The 20,205-nt window shown below is 34.9% G+C and carries 13 protein-coding genes; 4 read left to right on the forward strand and 9 right to left on the reverse strand.

Translation table 11 applies throughout. The features are described 5' to 3' along the window. From ACKOWY_RS02310 to ACKOWY_RS02320, 3 genes are all read left to right on the forward strand, one after another. Nucleotides 1-5,031, forward strand: a 5,031-nt coding sequence (locus tag ACKOWY_RS02310) for a T9SS type B sorting domain-containing protein (RefSeq protein WP_408939827.1), incomplete at its 5' end; no start/stop codon positions are given. 7 nt (nt 5,032-5,038) lie between these two features. Further along, nucleotides 5,039-6,037, forward strand: coding sequence for a type IX secretion system membrane protein PorP/SprF (locus tag ACKOWY_RS02315; protein WP_408939828.1), 999 nt, complete (start codon nt 5,039-5,041; stop codon nt 6,035-6,037). 57 nt (nt 6,038-6,094) lie between these two features. Beyond that, nucleotides 6,095-6,613, forward strand: a complete 519-nt coding sequence (locus ACKOWY_RS02320; protein WP_408939829.1) for a gamma carbonic anhydrase family protein — start codon at nt 6,095-6,097, stop codon at nt 6,611-6,613. Nucleotides 6,614-6,628: 15 nt separating this feature from the next. Here the strand turns inward: ACKOWY_RS02320 and ACKOWY_RS02325 are convergent, their stop codons facing one another. Genes ACKOWY_RS02325 through ACKOWY_RS02335 form a run of 3 tightly spaced genes read right to left on the reverse strand, consistent with a single transcriptional unit; the run spans nt 6,629 to nt 9,606 of the window. Further along, nucleotides 6,629-7,546: a geranylgeranylglycerol-phosphate geranylgeranyltransferase gene (locus ACKOWY_RS02325; protein WP_408939830.1), complete on the reverse strand. Its 918-nt coding sequence runs from the start codon at nt 7,544-7,546 to the stop codon at nt 6,629-6,631. Nucleotides 7,547-7,554: 8 nt separating this feature from the next. Then, nucleotides 7,555-8,493, reverse strand: coding sequence for a mevalonate kinase (locus tag ACKOWY_RS02330; RefSeq protein WP_408939831.1), 939 nt, complete (start codon nt 8,491-8,493; stop codon nt 7,555-7,557). A 3-nt stretch (nt 8,494-8,496) separates the two neighbouring features. Beyond that, a complete protein-coding gene (locus ACKOWY_RS02335; RefSeq protein WP_408939832.1) occupies nt 8,497-9,606 on the reverse strand; it encodes a diphosphomevalonate/mevalonate 3,5-bisphosphate decarboxylase family protein in 1,110 nt (369 codons plus the stop codon). Between the two features lie 82 nt (nt 9,607-9,688). Here ACKOWY_RS02335 and ACKOWY_RS02340 point away from each other — a divergent pair, with 82 nt between their 5' ends. Next, nucleotides 9,689-10,165 carry a TspO/MBR family protein gene (locus ACKOWY_RS02340; protein WP_408939833.1) on the forward strand — a complete coding sequence of 159 codons (477 nt, stop codon included), beginning with the start codon at nt 9,689-9,691 and terminating at the stop codon, nt 10,163-10,165. A 33-nt stretch (nt 10,166-10,198) separates the two neighbouring features. Here ACKOWY_RS02340 and ACKOWY_RS02345 read toward each other — a convergent pair whose 3' ends face one another. The 6 genes from ACKOWY_RS02345 to ACKOWY_RS02370 form a co-directional block, all read right to left on the reverse strand. Further along, nucleotides 10,199-12,382, reverse strand: a complete 2,184-nt coding sequence (locus ACKOWY_RS02345) for a choice-of-anchor L domain-containing protein (RefSeq protein WP_408939834.1) — start codon at nt 12,380-12,382, stop codon at nt 10,199-10,201. Nucleotides 12,383-12,443: 61 nt separating this feature from the next. Further along, the gene (locus ACKOWY_RS02350; RefSeq protein ID WP_408939835.1) at nt 12,444-13,655 is read right to left on the reverse strand and encodes an NAD(P)/FAD-dependent oxidoreductase; all 1,212 of its coding nucleotides are present in this window, start codon (nt 13,653-13,655) and stop codon (nt 12,444-12,446) included. Next, nucleotides 13,652-14,311: a glycerophosphodiester phosphodiesterase gene (locus tag ACKOWY_RS02355; protein WP_408939836.1), complete on the reverse strand. Its 660-nt coding sequence runs from the start codon at nt 14,309-14,311 to the stop codon at nt 13,652-13,654. The genes ACKOWY_RS02350 and ACKOWY_RS02355 overlap by 4 nt, the downstream gene beginning before the upstream one ends. A 6-nt stretch (nt 14,312-14,317) precedes the next feature. Further along, nucleotides 14,318-15,961, reverse strand: a complete 1,644-nt coding sequence (locus ACKOWY_RS02360; RefSeq protein ID WP_408939837.1) for an alpha-amylase family glycosyl hydrolase — start codon at nt 15,959-15,961, stop codon at nt 14,318-14,320. A gap of 3 nt (nt 15,962-15,964) precedes the next feature. Then, nucleotides 15,965-18,325 (reverse strand): TIM-barrel domain-containing protein, encoded by a 2,361-nt coding sequence (locus tag ACKOWY_RS02365; protein ID WP_408939838.1) that lies wholly within the window; start codon nt 18,323-18,325, stop codon nt 15,965-15,967. Between the two features lie 9 nt (nt 18,326-18,334). Continuing rightward, the gene (locus tag ACKOWY_RS02370) at nt 18,335-20,167 is read right to left on the reverse strand and encodes a glycoside hydrolase family 13 protein (RefSeq protein ID WP_408939839.1); all 1,833 of its coding nucleotides are present in this window, start codon (nt 20,165-20,167) and stop codon (nt 18,335-18,337) included. Between the last annotated feature and the right edge of the window lie 38 nt (nt 20,168-20,205).

Here is a 20,205-nt window from a genome sequence, read left to right on the forward strand (position 1 = left end):
CCCGCTCTCCCAACAGTAACTACGCCTGTAACTTATTGTCAGGGAGCCACTGCTACTGGATTAAGTGCTATTGGAACTGGTTTATTATGGTATGCTGCTCCAACAGGAGGTACTGGATCTTCAACGGTAATCGTACCAAGCACTTCAACTGCTGGTACAGCAACCTATTATGTATCACAAACGGTATCGGGTTGTGAAGGTCCAAGAGCTCCAATTGTAGTTGATGTAAATGCTACACCTGCGCTTCCTACAGTTACCACACCAGTTACGTATTGTCAGAATGATACACCATCAGCATTAATTGCTACTGGAACTGGTTTATTGTGGTATACCACTGCAACAGGAGGTACTGGATCTGCAGCAGTACCAACACCAAGTACTGCCACTGCAGGTACAACAAATTATTATGTATCACAAACAATATTAAACTGTGAAGGTCCGAGAGAGACTATTGTAGTTACAGTAAATGCTACACCGGCTCTTCCAACAGTTACTACACCGGTGACTTATTGTCAAGGAGCCACTGTAACACCACTTATAGCAACTGGAACCGGATTATTATGGTATACAGCAGCAACAGGAGGTACGGGCTCAGCCACTTCACCAACACCAAGTACCGCAGCCGCAGCAGTAGGTACCACTACGTATTATGTATCGCAAACGATATTAGGTTGTGAAGGTCCTAGAGCTGCTATAGATGTTACAATATTAACTGCTCCAACCATTAGCGCTCCAACCAACTATGAGGCATGTGATGACAATGTAGATGGATCAGTTTGTGCCTTTAATTTGCATACAAAAGATATTGAGATAACTGCCGCTCCAGGATTAACTATAACATACCACTTAACTCCATCGGATGCACTAACAGGTAGTAATCCAATACCAAATGGCCCTTATTGTAATATTGCAAATCCACAAACGATATATCCAAGAGTATACAACCCTGCGGCACCAGCATGTGTTTCTACTACCTCTTTTCAGTTGATAGTAAATCCAAAACCACAAGTAAATTTATCGGTTAGTGATTACCAATTGTGTGACAATAACAATTCACCAGATGGGAAAGAAGAATTTAATTTGCCAACTAAAGATGCAGAGATTATAAACGGTCAACCTTCTATGGTGGTTACGTATTATTTTGATCAGCCAAATGCTATTGCACAAACAAATGCATTACCAAATTTATACACCAATGTGGTTGCCAATGTACAAACCATTTGGTTTAACATTAAAAACACGGTAACCGGATGTACTTCGGTAGGTTCGTTTAAATTGGTTGTTAATCCGTTGCCATTAATGACAGTAAACAGTCCAACGGTATGTCAGGGTAATCCGGCTACAGTATTTGCTACAGCAGCTACAGCTGCCAATTACAGTTATGTATGGACGGTTCCATCTGGAGCTAGTAATCCGGGTAATGTACCTTCATTTACCACTACAACTCCTGGTGTTTATAGTGTGGTTGCCACCAATACTGTAACGGGTTGTGTAGGAGCAAGCGCCTCGGGTACAGCAACTTTTATTACAGCACCTTCTTATAGCGTTCCAACCTTGTATGAATTATGTGATGATAATAACGATGGTGTATCGTGTGCTTTTGTTTTAAACACCAAAGACACAGAGATCTCTACCCAAGCAGGAATTGTAATTACATATCACTTAACCCCAACAGACGCTCAAACGGGAGCCAATCCAATACCAAAAAACACTCCGTATTGTAATATTACCAATCCACAAACGATTTATCCAAGAATATTCAATCCGGCAGCCCCAACATGCGCCTCTACCACGTTATTCCAATTGATGGTAAATCCAAAACCTTCGGCTACTCTTCCGAGTGCTTATCATATTTGTGATGACAATACCGATGGTATACAGGTGTTTAATTTATCTGGAGTAGTTACCCCACAGGTATTAGGTACTACATTACCAGCGGCTAATTACACCGTTACGTATTATACCTCATTGGCTAATGCCCAAGCGGGAGCACCAGTTATTAATCCAGCCAGTGCTTTTGTATCGTCAAGCACCACAATTTGGATACGAGTTCAAAACAATGCTACAGGCTGTTATAGTATTTTAACAATGTCTTTGGTAGTAGATTCGTTGCCACAACTTCCTTCTCCAAACTTCTTTCCACAATATGAACTTTGCGAGACGGTGGCTCCGGTATGTATCGAGACCTTTGATTTAACAACTAAGATACCTTCTATTTTACAAGGACAATTAGGTATGCAAGTGTTGTTCTATCCATCATTGGCAGAGGCCATCAGTAATACCAATGTTATCGCTAATCCATCGGCTTATGACAATGCTATTCCTTGCGCACAAACATTAGGAATCCGAATCACTAATTCCATCACGGGATGTTATGTAATCTCTACGATGGACTTGGTAGTGAATCCAAAACCACAACCGATACCACCAACAGGACCTTATACGGTATGCGGAACCGATCAATCGGGATTGTCATGTGTTGATTTAACCACCAATCTTACTCCCAATATCTTATTCCAAAGTCCGGGAGTGTATACCATTTCGTATCATTTAACAGCAGCAGATGCAACCAACAATCTAAATGCAGTAAATGCGAGTTGGTATTGTATGATTAATGCATTCTCACAATTTTTATGGGTTAGAGCAGAGAATCCGATAACCCATTGCTTTAGCATTATGCAAATCGAGTTAAATGTAGACCCTGCACCAATCATGCCACCAAATCTTACCGCTATTGCCAACTGTGATACAGATAGTAATACTCAGGATGGATGCACCACGTTTAATTTAGAGACACAAACTCCAATAATCTTAGCAGCACAAGTAACACCTGCTACTAATTATACGGTAAGTTATTACACCACCCAAGCCTCAGCAAGCGTTACTCCGGCTGGATTGTCTATCTTTAATACTACCTCATATACAGCTTGTGGTACCACCACGATATGGGTTAGGGTAGAGAACAAAACCACACATTGCTTCTCTGTAGGTTCGTTCCAATTGCAGGTGAATACTCCAATAGTTTTAACAACCCCAACTTTATATAGTTTGTGTGATTATGCTCAGCCTACCTCACCTGCCAATGATCAATATGCTATTTTTGACATGCTAGGATTTGTAGGGGCTGTACCAGGACATACCTTAGAATTTTACTTGGATGCCAACCACACCCAACTTATCAGCAATCCATCGGCTTATCAAAATAGCACCAATGCAGCTCAAACGGTATTTATAGTAGCTACAAACACTGCAACAGGATGTAAGAGCTATAGAACACTTACCATACAAGTGTTACCAATACCAACACCAAGAACCGATTTAACGAGTTTGCCGTTGGTAAAATGTGATGATGTAAACCCGAATGATGGCTATGAGATCTTTGATTTAACGGTCAATGCAAACTACATCATGAACGGCGATGTGAATGTAACCTTACATTACTTCCCAAGTTATACTGATGCGGTAAACAATACCTCAGAGCTACTTACTCCAACAGCGGCTAACGTGAATCAAAATGTATGGATTCGTGTGGAGAGTATGTATAATATCGATACCCAAAGTCCACCACAACATTGTTATGTACTGGTAGAGCAACCAATAAAAGTAAACCCACTTCCATTAATTGTACCAGGAGTAGTGTACCAAGAGTGTGATGATGATACCGATGGGCATACCGTATTCCATTTAAACAGTCAAGCCAGTATTTTATTAAATGGCAATGCTTTGCCATTAACCAATTATACTTTGTCCTTCTATTTAGATGCAGCGCTTACTCAGCCTATACCAAGTACGTTTACCAACACCAATACAACAGGTAATACCCAAATTATTTATGTGGTAGCTACCAATACCGTTACCGGATGTAAGAGCCCTGTGTCGCAGTTTACCATTATGGTCAACCCAAAACCAATTCTTAACATCCCACCGGATTATGCTACATGTGATGATGAAGCAAACGATAACGATGGGTACTACTTATATCCACTAGATGTGTTGATACCAGGTATATTAGGTGCAACACAAACTCTAGCCGATTATGATGTGATGTTCTATGACACCCAATACAACCCACAGGCAACACCACCATTGTTACCAACGGCTATTACAAATCTTACAAACTACCAAGCCTACACACATACGGTATGGGTAGTGGTAAAAAACAAAGTAACGGGATGTGAGCGTATCGCTACATTTAACATTATAGTAGAGCAAAAACCACAGCCAAAAATTGAGGCTATAACCAACGTTATTTGTGTGGATTACAACACCCACCAAGTAGTTCGAGATTTAGTGCTAACTGCAACCAATACGACCCCGTATTTAAATACGATTCCAACCTACACCTACCAGTGGTATGATGCAGCAGGAGTTGCTATACCGGGAGCAACAGGAGCAACCTACACTGTGAGCAGTCCATTTGCAGATAATACCAGCACGAATTTCACTGTGAGTATGACCAGCACAAGTCCGCAAGGCTGTACAGATGGATCAGCACCGTTTACCGTGTTGCAATCAGGGCAAGCAGTGCCACTACCATCGGGAAGTCAGGGGTATACAATAACCAATGCTTTTTCAGCCAACCAAACCATAACGGTAAACATAACAGGATATGGAAACTACCAATACAGCTTGGATGATGGACCACGTCAAGACAGTAATGTGTTTGAGAATGTAGGATTAGGAGAGCACTATGTTACTGTGTGGGATACCACCGCAGGAATAGCCTACAGTTGTGATCCATTGGTGATAAGTCAAATTGCCACTATCGATTACCCACATTATTTTACTCCAAACGGAGATGGTATCCATGATAATTGGAATATTCATGGATTAGAAAATGATTTTACGGCAAAAATTTATATATTTGACCGCTACGGAAAATTGATCAAACAAATCAGTCCGCAAGGACAAGGGTGGGATGGAACCTACAACGGAATATTAATGCCATCAACCGATTATTGGTTTACTGTAGATTACACCGAAGCTGCAGCTTACAAACAATTTAAAGCGCATTTTACATTAAAAAGATAGTATTACAATGAAGATTAAACAATTAATTATAGTAATAATTGCATTAGTAACCGAACAGGCATTTTCGCAAGAAATATTACCGGTTTATTCGGATTATTTATCTGATAATTATTTTTTGCTACATCCTTCAATGGCGGGAGCAGCAAATTGCGCTAAATTAAGATTAACAGGAAGACAGCAATGGTCAGGTCAACAAGATGCTCCAGCATTACAAACAGTAAGTTTTAACGGTAGTGTGTCTGATAAAGATGGTTTGGGTGTTATTTTAATTAATGATAGAAACGGATACCATTCTCAAAAAGGTTTTAGAGTTGCATATGCGCATCATTTAATGTTTTCAAGGGATGACATTGATTTAAACCAATTGTCTTTTGGTATTAATGTAGGTTTTGCACAAAGCCAATTGGATGAAAGCACTTTTTATCTTAATGATCCTTCTTATGATCCAATTGTTTTTGGACAAATACAGAAAGCTTCTTATTTTAATGCAGATATTGGAGCCTCTTATAACTTTTTAGATTTTTATGCACATTTAACCGTAAAAAATGCACTTGCATCTCAAAGAAAACTTTACACAGATAAAGAACCTGTTGATTTAAAAAGATTGGTTTATAATATGGGTTATACATTTGGAGATTCAGAAGGATTAATGTTTGAACCATCGATGATGTTTCAGCATGTATTTCAAACTAAAGAATCTATCCTTGATTTTAACCTTAAGGCATATAAACAAATGGATTTTGGAAAATTATGGGCTGTTCTATCTTACAGAAGAAGTTTAGATGGGGCTCAATATATTGAAGGTAATGCAATTGCAACGCAAAAAATGCAATACATAACTCCAATATTAGGGGTGAATTATAAAAATTATATGTTCTCTTATACCTACTCATCTTTATTAGGAAATATTAAATTTGATAATGGTGGATTCCATCAGTTTACTTTAGGAATCAATCTTTTCTGCAAACCAGAAAAATACCACTGTAATTGTCCTGCTGTTAATTAATATAAAATACAATTCAATCCCGATATTTCTATCGGGATTATTTTTTCTATGTAAAATATGATAATTAAATCTATTCAAGGTAAGTCTCCAAAAATCCCTACAGATTGTTATATAGCTGAAAATGCTACTATTATAGGAGAAGTCGAGTTTGGCTCAGAATGCAGTGTATGGTTCAATGCAGTGATTCGAGGTGATGTTCATTATATTAAAATTGGAAACAAAGTAAATATTCAGGATGGAGCAATTGTGCATGCCACTTATCAAAAACATCCCACAAATATTGGTAATAATGTATCAATTGGTCATAATGCGATAGTTCATGGTTGTACTATAGAAGACAATGTGTTAATTGGTATGGGAGCAATTGTAATGGATAATTGTATTATTCAAAGCAATGCTATTGTTGCCGCTGGATCGGTAGTTACTCAAAATACAATTGTAGAGTCGGGGACAATTTATGCAGGAATTCCAGCAAAGAAAGTAAAGGATATTGACGCTTCAGAATTTTCAGGAGAAATCCAACGTATTTCAAATAATTATGTGATGTATTCAAGTTGGTATAAAACAGAAGAATAAGTAACCGAATTTAGCTTAAATTTTCAGAAATGCTCTTCCGTTAATAAGAACTTCGGGATCTATTAATACAATACTAAAAACGCCTGAAACAATAATAAATTTCAAAATTACATGAAGTTGTAGGTATTGTATTTTTGAATTTGAATTCCATAAGAAAAATAAGAAAAACAGTAACACTATCAAACTTACATAAAAATAGATATCCATATAACCTACATCGTATTTGTCTACTAGCAGGTAAACCGGAATTATCGTAAGCACAGTAAGTAATGAAATGATTTTTTTAGCAAATAGTTCGCCATATTTCACTGGAATCGTTTGATAGTCATTCGCAACATCACCTTTAATATTTTCTAAGTCTTTAATTATTTCTCGAATTAATATCAGCAAAAACAAAAATGTTGCATGAGCAAAAATTTGGGGATATAAATTCTTGTAATATAATAGAATTGCAAAAAAGGGTAAGATAGCTAATAATGAGGCAGTTAGATTACCAATAATTGGATACTTTTTTAATTTATGTGAATAAAACCAAATCAGAAAAATATAAACAGAAAAATACAGTACTGCCCTAAACGAAACCAATAAAGCCAATAAAGCAACAATAAAGTTAACCGTAAAATATACTTGAAGCTTGGTTCGTTGACTCACCAAACGATCAATTTTTGATTTATTAGGTCGGTTAATTAAGTCTTTTTTACTATCATAAAAATTATTGATAATATATCCCGAAGCAATAGTTAAACAGGAAGCAATAACGATAATGAAAAGATTAAAATCGAGCAGTACAGTCAAAGCTCTTTTTTCTGGAGCCAAAATAAAAATGGCCGAAAGGTATTGCGCCAGCACAATAATCGGAATATTATAGCCCCGAACCACAGAAAACATACTCAATATTTTCTTAATAGTATGTTTAGTTTTCCGGCTTAACATCAGTTGGATTAAAATTGATAAACTACTTCGAGAGTATATTCTTTTAAAGATTTTTTAGCTTTTTCTAAATCCTCTGTAAAACCAAGAATATAGCCTCCGCCACCCGATCCGCAAAGTTTTAAGTAGTAATCGTTAGTTTCAATACCTCTTTGCCACACTCCGTGAAATTCTTCAGGAATCATCGGTGTAAAGTTATTCAAAACAACTGTCGACAATTTTTTTGTATTAGAAAACAACGATTTTTTGTCTCCTCCAAGAAAATTCTCTACACACAAATCGGTGTATTTGACAAATTGATTTTTCAACATGGTACGGAAACCTTGATCTTTAAGGTTTTCCATAAATATATTTACCATAGGAGCGGTTTCGCCAACAATTCCAGAATCAATTAAAAAAACTGCGCCTTTACCTTCTGTACTTTGAGAAGGAATCCCAGTTGCCTCAATATTATCTTTTGAATTGATTAAAATAGGAATGCTTAAATAGCTGTTTAATGGATCTAAACCAGAACTTTTTCCATGAAAAAAGGACTCCATTTCGGCAAAAATATTTTTTAACTGAATTAATTTCTCACGAGTAAGATTTTCTAAAACAGTAATTTTATCTTGCGAATATTTATCGTAAATAGCAGCAACTAAAGCACCACTACTTCCAACGCCATAACCTTGTGGGATGCTCGAATCAAAGAACATTCCTCTAGTTAAATCGGCATTTAATAATTCGATATTGAAATTTACTAAAGTTGGTTTTTGTTGCTGTAATTGCTCAAGATAAGCAGCAAATTTCTGTAAACTTTCATTAGATTTTTGGGCTTCCGCCGAAGGGTTTTCGGTCACTTTTAAAGCTCCATTGTAGAAATTGTAAGGGATAGATAATCCTTTTGAATCTTTGATAATTCCGTATTCTCCAAAGAGTAATATTTTGGAGTAAAATAAGGGTCCTTTCATTTCTTAATTTTCAAGTATTAATTGACTTCCAAAACCAATTTCATCACAAATATACTGACCATTTTGACAATAGCCAACTAATTCGTCTTTAATAAATTGCAAAGTCTCATTTTTATATTGTTCAGGGTATAATACATGTACATTGGCACCGGCATCCAAAGTGAAACAAACCGGAATTTTCGTTTCATTACGATACTTCCAAATTTTGTTTAAGATCTCCAATGTGTTTGGTTTCATTAAAATAAAATAGGGCATTGAGGTCATCATCATGGCGTGTAATGTTAATGCCTCACTTTCAACAATTTTAATAAATTCATCTAGATTTCCATTTTCTAAAACCAATTTTAATTTGGATAAATTTTGCGGAGCTTGTAAAAATCGTTGTTCAGCAAACGGATGATTGTGCATTAAATCATGTCCAACAGTACTTGACACTTGTTTTTCTCCTTTATCTACTAATAAAATGGTGTCTTGATAATTATGAAAAACCGAATGCAGTTCTGGTGAAAAGGCAACCCCAAATAAATTGGAACTTTCTTTAATTTCTTGATGTTCTCCCCATGCTACAACCGCTCCTTTAATACTTCTACAAGCACTTCCAGAACCAAGACGAGCTAAAAATGATGCTTTCTTATAAAAGAAATCAGCACTCATTTCTGGATTTAATTCTTTTTCCAAACTCATGATGTTCATGGCTAAAGCTGCCATACCTGATGCAGAAGAAGCAATTCCAGAACTGTGCGGAAAAGTATTTTGGGTATCAATTGTAAAATGATAATTTTTCAAATACGGACAATATTTTTCTATGCGCTCAAAAAACTTTTGAATTTTTGGTTTGAATTCTTCTTTGGGCTTTCCTTCAAAAAGTAAGTCAAAAGAAAAAGTACTATTGTTCTCACTGAGTTTGTCAAAGTGCCTCTTTGAGAATCCTAATTTAGTGATGGTCTTACAATTATTTAACGTAAAACTTATAGAAGGATTAGCCGGAATTTGATCTTGTTTTTTTCCCCAGTATTTTACAAGTGCAATATTGCTAGGAGCACTCCAAGTGAAGATTCCTTGGTAAATATCTGAAGAAATTGAGTTGGCAATAAAATCCGTTTCGGATAACATAGATAATATATTTTTACAAAGATACTTATTTTACAAAAACGAAACCATTTTGTTTACTATATTTGTATAATAAATAAACAAAATGCAAAAGATAATTCGAATAGCGGTGGTTTTAACAACCTGTTTGTTGGTTGGATATTTTTCTGGGATGGTTACTCGAGATAGTATTACTACTTGGTACCCTACTTTGGTAAAGCCCTCTTTCAATCCACCAAATTGGGTTTTTGCACCAGTATGGACGATCCTTTATATTATGATGGGTGTTGCAGGAGGTATGGTGTGGAATAGATTGGAGCAAGATCCCGAAAATGTAAAGAAAGCCTTTACTTTTTTTATTATTCAATTGGCTTTAAATGCCGCTTGGTCGGTCATTTTCTTTTATTTTCACAATTCTTTTTTAGCCTTAATTGAAGTAATTCTTTTTTGGCTACTTATTTTTGAAACTCACATTCAATTCAAGAAAATTGATAAAACGGCAGGTTTATTGTTTATTCCTTATTTAGCTTGGGTAAGTTTTGCAACAGTGTTAAATGCCAGTATTTGGTGGTTGAACCGATAAAAAAAGCCCTAGAAATTCTAGGGGCTTTTTTATTTAGTTAACTACTAACTTCTTTTGTAATTTACCATTGTCGGTAGTTATTTCAATGAAGTAAATACCTTTTGAGAAATTAGAAACATCTAATGTATAAGAATTAGAATCGTTCGAATCTACTGTTTTTATTGATTTTCCTAATACATCGTAAATTGTAATATCTTGAATAGTATCGGTTGTATTTTGTAAATTAACTTGTACTATAGAATTTGATGGATTTGGATATAGATTTAAATTCGAGGTATTAAAATCATCATTTGCTAAAGCAGCAATAAATTCTGTATTAAAAGTATTGGTGATTATTGCTGGGTTATTATCAAAATAGATTGAAGCTGCGTTTGGGATAATATCACCAATTGCAAATCCTGGTTTTAGTTTAACTTTAAAAGTTGCATAACCTTTTCCAATTTCTGTGTTCTCTACAGATGGAGGAAGAAGTATATCATTAAAGCTCCATTTTAAATTTGAACCATTTCTCTCTAATATATACTCATGACTTGCATTTATCATTCTAATTGAATTTTCATCAATTTTTGAATCTAATACATCTTGAATTTTAATATTTAGAGCATTTTCGTTTCCAACATTTTCAAATTTTATTGTGTAAAATAAATAATCATCTGGGCCAAATTCATTAAACACTATTTTAGCTCCATGTGATTCAATTACCCTATTTGGATCATAAGCAGCAACAACTGCTTGAGTATTTGAAGAATTATTGTTTATAATATTTACATCTGCCAAAGGTCCGCTTATTGTGGCTGTATTCGTTAGTAAATCATCAATGTTGATTGCTGGTATTGCTGGTACACTCATGCTTACATCAATTGATCTTGTTTCAAACGGAGTAAGATTATCATAATTATAAGTAAATCCTGATGCAGTTGCTGTTGTGCCAGTTTGACTAACTGTAGCTGTAGTTACTAATGGGTCATTTGTATAACTAACAACTCCTGAAGTAGTCGCCAAGCTATTGTTTTTATAAACAATTCTATTGATGTAATCAAAACCTGCTCTCGGGCTAGTTAATGGAACAATGTTTATACTTACATCATCAAATGATTGTGTAACTTGAATTGGAAAATAATAAGTTTGATTAACACTATTAATTGGAATTACTATATTAGTGTAGTTAGTTGGCGTTAACGATAAATAAGTTGCAAATTCTGAATTAATTTCATAATTAAAATTATAACTGCTGGTTCCAGTAGAGTCATATATTGAATAGCTTCCACTAGGAACTGTGATTGAATTAACTATCCCCGAATTATTTTTTTCAACCAAAAAAGTTCCGTTAGGAAAATTAATTTCATCTGAATCTTTAATGCCATTATTATTAGTATCAATAAATGCTACTAATTTAGTTTCAGTTGCTAGAGTAGAAGAAAAACTACCTGATTGAAGAAAAACCGCCGAATCAAATGCATTGTCTCCAACATTGGCTATGGCCAATTTTATGTGATACGTTTCACCACATTGAATAGCTGCATTTGCAGGTAAAACAGTAGTAAACCCGTCAAACTGAATCGTGGTATTTAATAAAGGTGTAGTTCCAGTTCCATTATTTACATAAAAAGCAGAGTTTACATTTGAATTAACCGTGTCAATTGAAATCGGAATAGTTGTATTTGGAATTAAAGCAATGTTCATTGCATTTCCCTGAAATGGGCCAGAAATACCAGGGCCACTTATAAAAAATCCAAAAACATCGTTAAATGAACTATTAACAAACTCAAGATATTCTTCAGATCCAAAAACAAAATTAAAACTGATATTATCTCCCTGAGCAACAAAATCAAATTCAAGAGATGCAGTGTTATATATTGTTCCATTGGTTATTAAAGCTAAATCACTATCTCCAGGGTTAATGATACTAGATGCTTGAGTCGCACTTCCTGAATTATTTGGTCCAATAGCGACTTGACCTTTTCCAGTACTTAATAGTAAACCTTGATTAAGTCCAATGTTCGTTGTCGCTCCATTAGAAAAAGAAGTTGCCTGGTCTTTAAGCATGGTCCCATTAATAAGAGATCCATTAAATTTTACATTACTGATGTAAACATTATTACCTAACAATACATTCTGAACTAACTCAGCAGGAGTGTTATTACTATTTACGATTAATTGAGCCTGAATAGTAATTGAGCTCAATAATAATAGGAGAATCAGGGTAGTTTTTTTCATAAAATAATTGTTATTTATTATTCAAATATAAATACAATTACAGAATAAACAAGTTTATTTATTATTTAATCGCCTCAGCCACAATAAATCCGCCTGTCCAAGCATTCTGAAAATTGAATCCACCTGTAATGGCATCAACGTTTATTATTTCACCTGCAAAAAATAAATTTTCATGGATTTTACTTTCCATAGTTTTGAAGTTGATTTCTTTTAAATCAATACCTCCTGCGGTAACAAACTCTTCTTTAAATGTACTTTTCCCGTTTACTTGAAATTCGCCTTTAGTTAATTGAAGTGCTAAATTTTGAAGTTGTTTTTTTGTCAAATCAGCCCATTTGGTTTCTTCTGAAATTTCGGAGGCAAAAACCAAACTTTCCCAAAGTCGGTTAGGAAACTCAAAGGGTGATTTTTTAGAGACTGCTTTCTTTGAATGTTCTAATTTGAGCTCTTTTAGTTTTTCTTCTGCTTCTTCAAGTGTAATTTCGTTCAACCAATTTACTTCTATAGCAAATTGGTATTTTTTATCCGCTAATTCTAGTGCTCCCCAAGCCGATAAACGTAATATTCCTGGGCCGCTCATTCCCCAATGGGTAATTAATAAAGGTCCGGAAGCTTCTAGTTTGGAGTTTTTGACCTTTACGGAGGCCACAGCAGAAACGCCCATTAATTCTTTAATTCGTTTGTCTTTAATATTGAAAGTGAATAGGGAAGGTACAGGAGGAATGATAGTATGTCCAATTTCAGAAAGCAAGTCCCATATTTTCGGATTACTTCCGGTAGCCAAAACTATTTTTTCACAAGAATAGTTGGCTACATTTGTTTCAATTTTCCAGTAATCATTTCCTTTAAATATTGATTGAACACTCTGACCGGTAAGTACATCAATTCCTAATTTTTTGGCCGTTTGGATGAAGCAATCAATTATGGTTTGGGAGGAATTGGATACAGGAAACATTCTGCCGTCCTCTTCAATTTTTAATTCTACTCCATGTTTTTCAAACCATTCAATGGTGTCTCCTGAGCAAAATTGATGAAACGGACCGCGGAGTTCTTTTTCGCCACGCGGATAAAATTTCACTAAATCATTCGGAACAAAACAGGCATGAGTAACATTGCATCTGCCACCACCAGAGACTCTAACTTTGGTCAACACTTCTTTTCCACGTTCTAAAATAGCAACTTTATAACTCGGATTTTTTTCTACAATATTAATTGCAGTGAAAAACCCCGCAGCACCTCCACCCACAATTACTATGTCGTATTTAGAAATCATATTCGATCTGGAAAATCTGAAATTATGCCGTCTATAGGCAATGTTTTGACAAATATAAGGTCTTCTGCAGAATTTACGGTCCAGGTGTAAATTTTATATCCACTGTTTTGCATTGAATTACAATTTTCTTGATTCAGTAATTTGAAATACGGATTAATCGAATGAACTTTTATTTTTTTGGCGAAGGCCATAGCACTTGCAACAGAATCTTCGGTTAACACCCCTAGTAAAATCGCCGAATTTAATTTTGAAATAGTTTCTAAGGTTTCCCAAATAAAGCTTGAAACCTGAAATTGTTGGTAAACCCAATTGAAATGAGTTTCAAATTCTTCAATGATTTCAACTACTTTTTGGGTAGCCAAAGGGTCTTTGATTTCAATATTGACGCCACATTTTTTATCAACTAATTCTAGGACCTCACGTAAAGTTGGAATTCCCATTTGATTTAATTCGGAAGCAGTAAAATTAGAAACCAAACCGGTTTTGTTTGTAGTTCGATCAACCGTTTCGTCATGAATGACAATTACTTCGCCATCTTTACTCAAGTGCACATCCAATTCAATTAAATCAACACCTAATTCTATTGCTTTTGCAAAGGAAGCTACCGTATTTTCGGCAACATGCCCTTTTGCACCACGATGACCAATTTTTAGCATGGAATATTACATTTTTTCTACTAAGAGAATAGTAAATGGAGTATCAAATTTTACTTTTCTATCAGTAACAATCGAAGTTTTTCCAGAATAAGTATCTTTAACTTTGGTGCCATTTTTAAATAGTTTACCAACCGATATGGTTTTTTTACCAACGATCAAATCCAAACCAATCACCACTTTATCTTCTGCATAAACTCGGCTAAATACATAAGGTACATTCGAGATTTTAGTATGTATTCCGGCGCCAATTGCAGGGTGGTTTTTTCTAAAGTTGCTTAGTTTTTGCCAATGCAAAACATTTTCTTGGGTTAATGAATTTGTTTTTATTTCTTCCCAATTCATAAAAGAACGAAGCGTGGCATCCCCTTGAGTGCCTTCTATAATTAAGGAACGACCACTTTCATCACCATAATAAGTTTGTGAAATACCGGGAGCTAAAAGTAATTTTGTTGCGCTCTCCAAAGTTTTTTCACGTTTTTTATCAAATGGATTTCCGTCATCATGAGAAGAAATATAGTTCATCACGGTATTTCCTTTTAAATCGGAATTTAATAACGATGCATATTTTGAAAACAATTCTTCGTAGCTCATTTTTGCATCATATGGAAACCCAAAATTGATTAAGCCAGTAAATCCATTTTCAAAATAGTTCACTTTTTTATCACCAAAATCATATATTTTTTTTCCGCTAATGTTATAGCCATAAACTTCCCCTACCATAAAAAATGGGTTGGCATCCAAAACCTTATTTGGATTATTTGCTTTAAATTCGGCGAAAGCCCTATCACATACTTTTTTAAAATCTGCCCAAACATCTTCTTTGGTATGCTTAGCAGTATCTACTCGGTAGCCATCTATTCCGTAGTTTCTAATGTAATCGGAAAGCCATTTCATAATGTAATATTTTGGAGCTCTTGGGTAGCCCGTTTTCTTGAAAAAGGCATCCAATTCGGCAATTTCTTTTTCATAACGCTCTTCTTTTTTCCATTTTTCAATTAAGAAAGGAGGCAATTCCACATTATCATTACTTTCAGTTTTTACATCCGGAAGATTCTCTACAAGTGTGCAATTGATGTAGGTATCATACGATTGGTAGGTGCATTTTGGTGAAGTTCGTACCCAGTCACTTGGATAAGCAGAGTCTTCTGGAGTAACGGGTCCCGTATGATTTATAACTGCATCCAGCATAATTCGAATGCCTTTAGCATGTGCTTTTTGAACTAATTCGGCCAGGTCACTTTTGGTTCCATAACTTGGATCTATAGCACTCCAATCGCGTGTCCAATAACCGTGAAAACCATAAGAATATCCAGTTCCTTCGTCTACACCATCATGAATTTGCTCTACAATTGGAGTCATCCAAATTACCGTGGTTCCTAATTTATCAAAATAACCTTCGTCTAATTTTTGAATAACCCCACGAATATCCCCACCTTCAAAACCACGAAGTTTTCCGGTTTCTTTAGTTCTGTTAAAAGTGTGGTCGTTAGTGGTATCTCCATTGTTAAAACGATCGGTTAATAGAAAATACACATTTGCATTTTCCCATATAAATGATGCTTTTACAGAAGTGTTTTTCTTTTTTTGGGCATTGGAGTTTCCGCAAAAGAATAATGTAATAACTAGTAAAGCAATTGTTTTTTTTATCATGATTTAGTATTCTATTTTTATTTCTGGTTTCGTTCCTTTTTCCCAAGAAATGGAAATTTCAGTTTGATTGGTAGTGGTTTTAAAAGCACTTTCTTTTCCGTTTAGGAATACTTTTTTAGGTTGAATAGTATGCAAGATTAGATTTACAAGTTTTCCCTTCGATGCAAAGTTTTTCCCAATTTCAGCTTTGAAATTAATTTTCAAAATTCCTTTAGAATGGCTACTGCTAAATTTTAAAAGTTCGTAATTTCCTTTTTCAAATGCATTTGGAGTCACACCATCATCATTGTAAACACTCCCAGAAGAGGCAGTTGCTTTTTCATCAAAATAATAATGCAAATCAAAATTATCCAATGAATACTCGCTTGTATTGGTAATGGTTTTAATTCTTGGGATGAAACTTCCTCCAGCCACAAAAACAGGAATATGGTCTTCAGCTACCTCAATTTTACTTGTTGTATTGCTAGCATATTTTTTATCTGAATAAAAATCAAACCAATTGAAAACTGTGTTTGGAAATTGCAATTCGATTTCTTTAATGTTGGCACTTGTTATGGGTTTAACTAAAAAATCAGCTCCCCAATAATATTGATCTGATTTAATATCAGAAGAATTGTTTTCCATATAAAATGGGCGCATTAGCGGCAACCCTTTTTGATTGTTTTCAAATGCTAAAGTGTAATTGTATGGCAGTAATTGATAGCGTAATTCCACTTGTTTTTTAGCTTTTTCTTTGGTTACTATATCTTTATAAGCAACTTCAGAAGCTACATCTTCTTGCGCATGGGGACGAAATATTGGGTTGAAAACGCCATATTGCAACCAACGTAAATACAATTCGTTATCAAAATAATCACCTGCAAATCCACCCAAATCAGAATGCATATAGGCCATCCCTTGCATTCCCATTTGTACAGAAATACCAACTTGACTTTGCAAGCCACCCCAGCTTCTGCTCACATCGCCACTCCACGGAATCATACCAAAACGCTGGCTTCCCGAATATCCGGCACGCATTAATATGAATGGGCGCTGGTTAGGAAAGTCTTTTTGATATCCTTCAGCAATTAATTTTGCCCAATTGTGTCCGTAAACGTTATGAATTTCATCTGCTTTTCCGCCGGCAGTGATTGCAGAACTCGGGAAAACTTCGGGTTCACCCAAATCACCCCAAAGTCCGCCAACACCTTGATTGATTAATCGCTTATAAACATTCCAAAACCATTCTTTTCCTTGCGGTTTGAAAACATCTACAATCCCGGTATTTCCAAAATAAAAATCCCAAGTTGCTGAAGTTCCATCAGCATTGGTCGCCAAAATTTTATTGCTAGCTGCTTCTTGCCATTTGGAAGAAGTGGTGAGAATAAAGGGCTCAGTAATCAGTATTGTTTTGATATTTTTTTTAGACAAATCAGTTATCATTTTATCCGGATTTGGAAAATTATCTTTGTCCCAATCTAGATTTCCCATAGTGCCTTTAATGTCTTTTCCAAACCAATATAAATCCAAAATAATGGCATCAACGGGAATTTTACTTTCTTCAAATTTTTGAATGGTTCGTTCAACTTCTTCTTGCGAATGGTATCCAAATCGACTTGAAAAATTACCGAACGCCCATCTTGGAGGTAACGGCTGTTTTCCGGTAAGGGAAGTATAATTAGACGTTAAATCATCCCAAGTATCTCCAATTAGTACCTGATAGGTTTTTCTGCCCGAAGTAGTTTCATAGACTAAAGTGTTGTCTTTTTTACTGTCTAAATCCAAGTATCCAATGGCTGCATTATCAAAATGAACCGCATACATTTTTGAAGATAAAACCACTGGAATACAAAAATTCATTAAATCGGCATGGGTTTGATACCCGTAACTTGCACGGTTATATAATTGCAATTTATTGCCGCGTCGGTTCATTGTTTCAAATGCTCTTGAACCGCCTCCATATAATTTTTCTTCAGGAGAAATGTTGAATTCTATTGTTTCATTATTTTCGTTTTTGGCATAACCATTTTTTTCAGATAAAATAATAGCACCGTTTTTTAAATAGGAAATTTTAAAAGGAGCTTTATCAATTAGAATTGTAATGTCTTTTGAATAGAGCATTAATGCTCCTATTCCATCTGAAAATTTTACTTTGTTTTTTTCTTGCGATTTAATTACAGCCTCCGAATTTGGATTGAAAGCTTCTCCTTTAGGAATAAAAGAAGTTTCTACGATTTTATCTGATAAGTACTTTATCAAATAAGCACCATCATTGGTTTTTACTTCCAAAATATTTTTTTTCCAAGTATGGGAAAGGTAACTTCTAGATGCATTTTGCGCAAATGAAATAGCAGTTATTAATAAAAAGCAAAGTATTTTTTTCATTTAGAATGTTTATTTTAATTCCAATATCAAGGCCGATTTTCCTTCAATTACCAAATCTTCTTTAAGATTAATTTGTTTGTTTGATAAAGCCTCTGTTGCAGACAAATGTGTTTTAATATTTTCTTTAAATCGATCTAATTTTAAAGTTTGTTTTTCAGTATTGTTATTAATAACTATCATTATCGTTTCAGAATCGTTGTATCTAAAATACACATATACATTGTTTTCTGGAACGTAATGTTTCATTTTTCCAGAATGTATTACTGATTTGTTTTTACGCCAATTATATAATTTTGAAGTGAAATCGAAATACTGTTCTTGTGTTGTATTTCTCCCCGATTTCGAAAAAGCATTGTTGGCATCACCATTCCATCCCCCCGGAAAATCCCTACGAATATCTCCGTCTCCAACAGATTTACTTCCGGCCATTCCAATTTCTGAGCCATAATAAATTTGCGGAATTCCACGAATTGTAGCTATTAGTGTCATCGCCAATTTGTATTTGTTGAAATCACTTTTATACACTTCATTCAAGCGATTAGTATCATGATTTTCTGCAAAAACAAACATGTTATTGACATTTGGATATAGAAAATCGCTATTGAAATTCTCATAAATCTTAACCATTCCATTTCGCCAATCTTGTTTGTCTTCATTGAAAACACCTGCATTTATTGTTTCTTGAAGGGTAAAATCCATTACACTTGGCAAATTGGAATTGTAACTTTGTATCGCAGCAATTTTACTGTCTTTTTGCCAATAGGCAATTTGTGCTTGGCTGTAATACCAAACTTCTCCAGCAATATTAAAATTTGGGTATTCATCCGTAATGGATTTTGTCCATTTGGCAATAGCCTCTTTATCATTGTAGGAATAGGTGTCAACTCTAAATCCATCCAAATCAGCATATTCAATCCACCAAATCGCATTTTGAGTTAAATATTTCAGCACCAAAGGATTCGATTGATTCAAGTCGGGCATTGATTTTACAAACCAGCCATCAACACATCGGTCTTTATCAATTTTAGCGGCATTTGTATCCATTTGAGTTGCCATTCTATAATTGGTTTGAGCATAACCTGGAAACTGATGAATCCAATCGTAAGTTGGCAAATCATTCATCATCCAATGTTTGTAACCCCAATGATTTGTAACATAATCCATGATATTTTTCATGCCTCGTTTGTGTAATTCCGAACTCAAAAGTACATAGTCTTCGTTGGTTCCAAAACGAGAATCTATTTTATACACATCCGATTGCCCGTAAGTGTGATACGAACCACGTTCATCATTGTCTTCGCAAAGTGGTGTTGGCCATACTGCAGTTGCACCAAGCTCTTTGATGTAATCCAAATGATTGATTATCCCCTGGATATCCCCGCCATGGCGTCCATCTTTATTGGTTCTATTTGCTTTTTCAATGGTTTCTTGCGTACTATCGTTATTGGGATTCCCGTTTGCAAAACGATCTGACATGATTAAGTAAATCATATCTGAACTATCATAACTTTTGCGTAAGCGTGAATTTTCTCTTCTTGCTTTAAGCGAATAGTTTTGGGTAAACGACTTGTTTTTGTTTTTGAACGTAAATACAAAATCTTGAGCAGCACAATTCTTGGTATCGATCGTAACAAAAACATAATTTGGATTTTCTGTTTTTTGAACTTCCTTGATGATTATTCCATTAGAAACCGAAATTGTATTTTGAGCAATGTTTTTTCCATAAAACATAATCTGCAACTCAGATAAATTCATGTCACTCCACCAAAATGGCGGTTCAACTCGGTCAATTTGCGCAAATGAAATGGAAGTGATAAATAGAAATAGAAAAACTTTTTTCATGGTATGATTTTGATAATGAGGAACTAATATAAAAAAAA

Source organism: Flavobacterium sp., assembly GCF_046073885.1.
In the GTDB taxonomy this organism is placed as follows: domain Bacteria; phylum Bacteroidota; class Bacteroidia; order Flavobacteriales; family Flavobacteriaceae; genus Flavobacterium.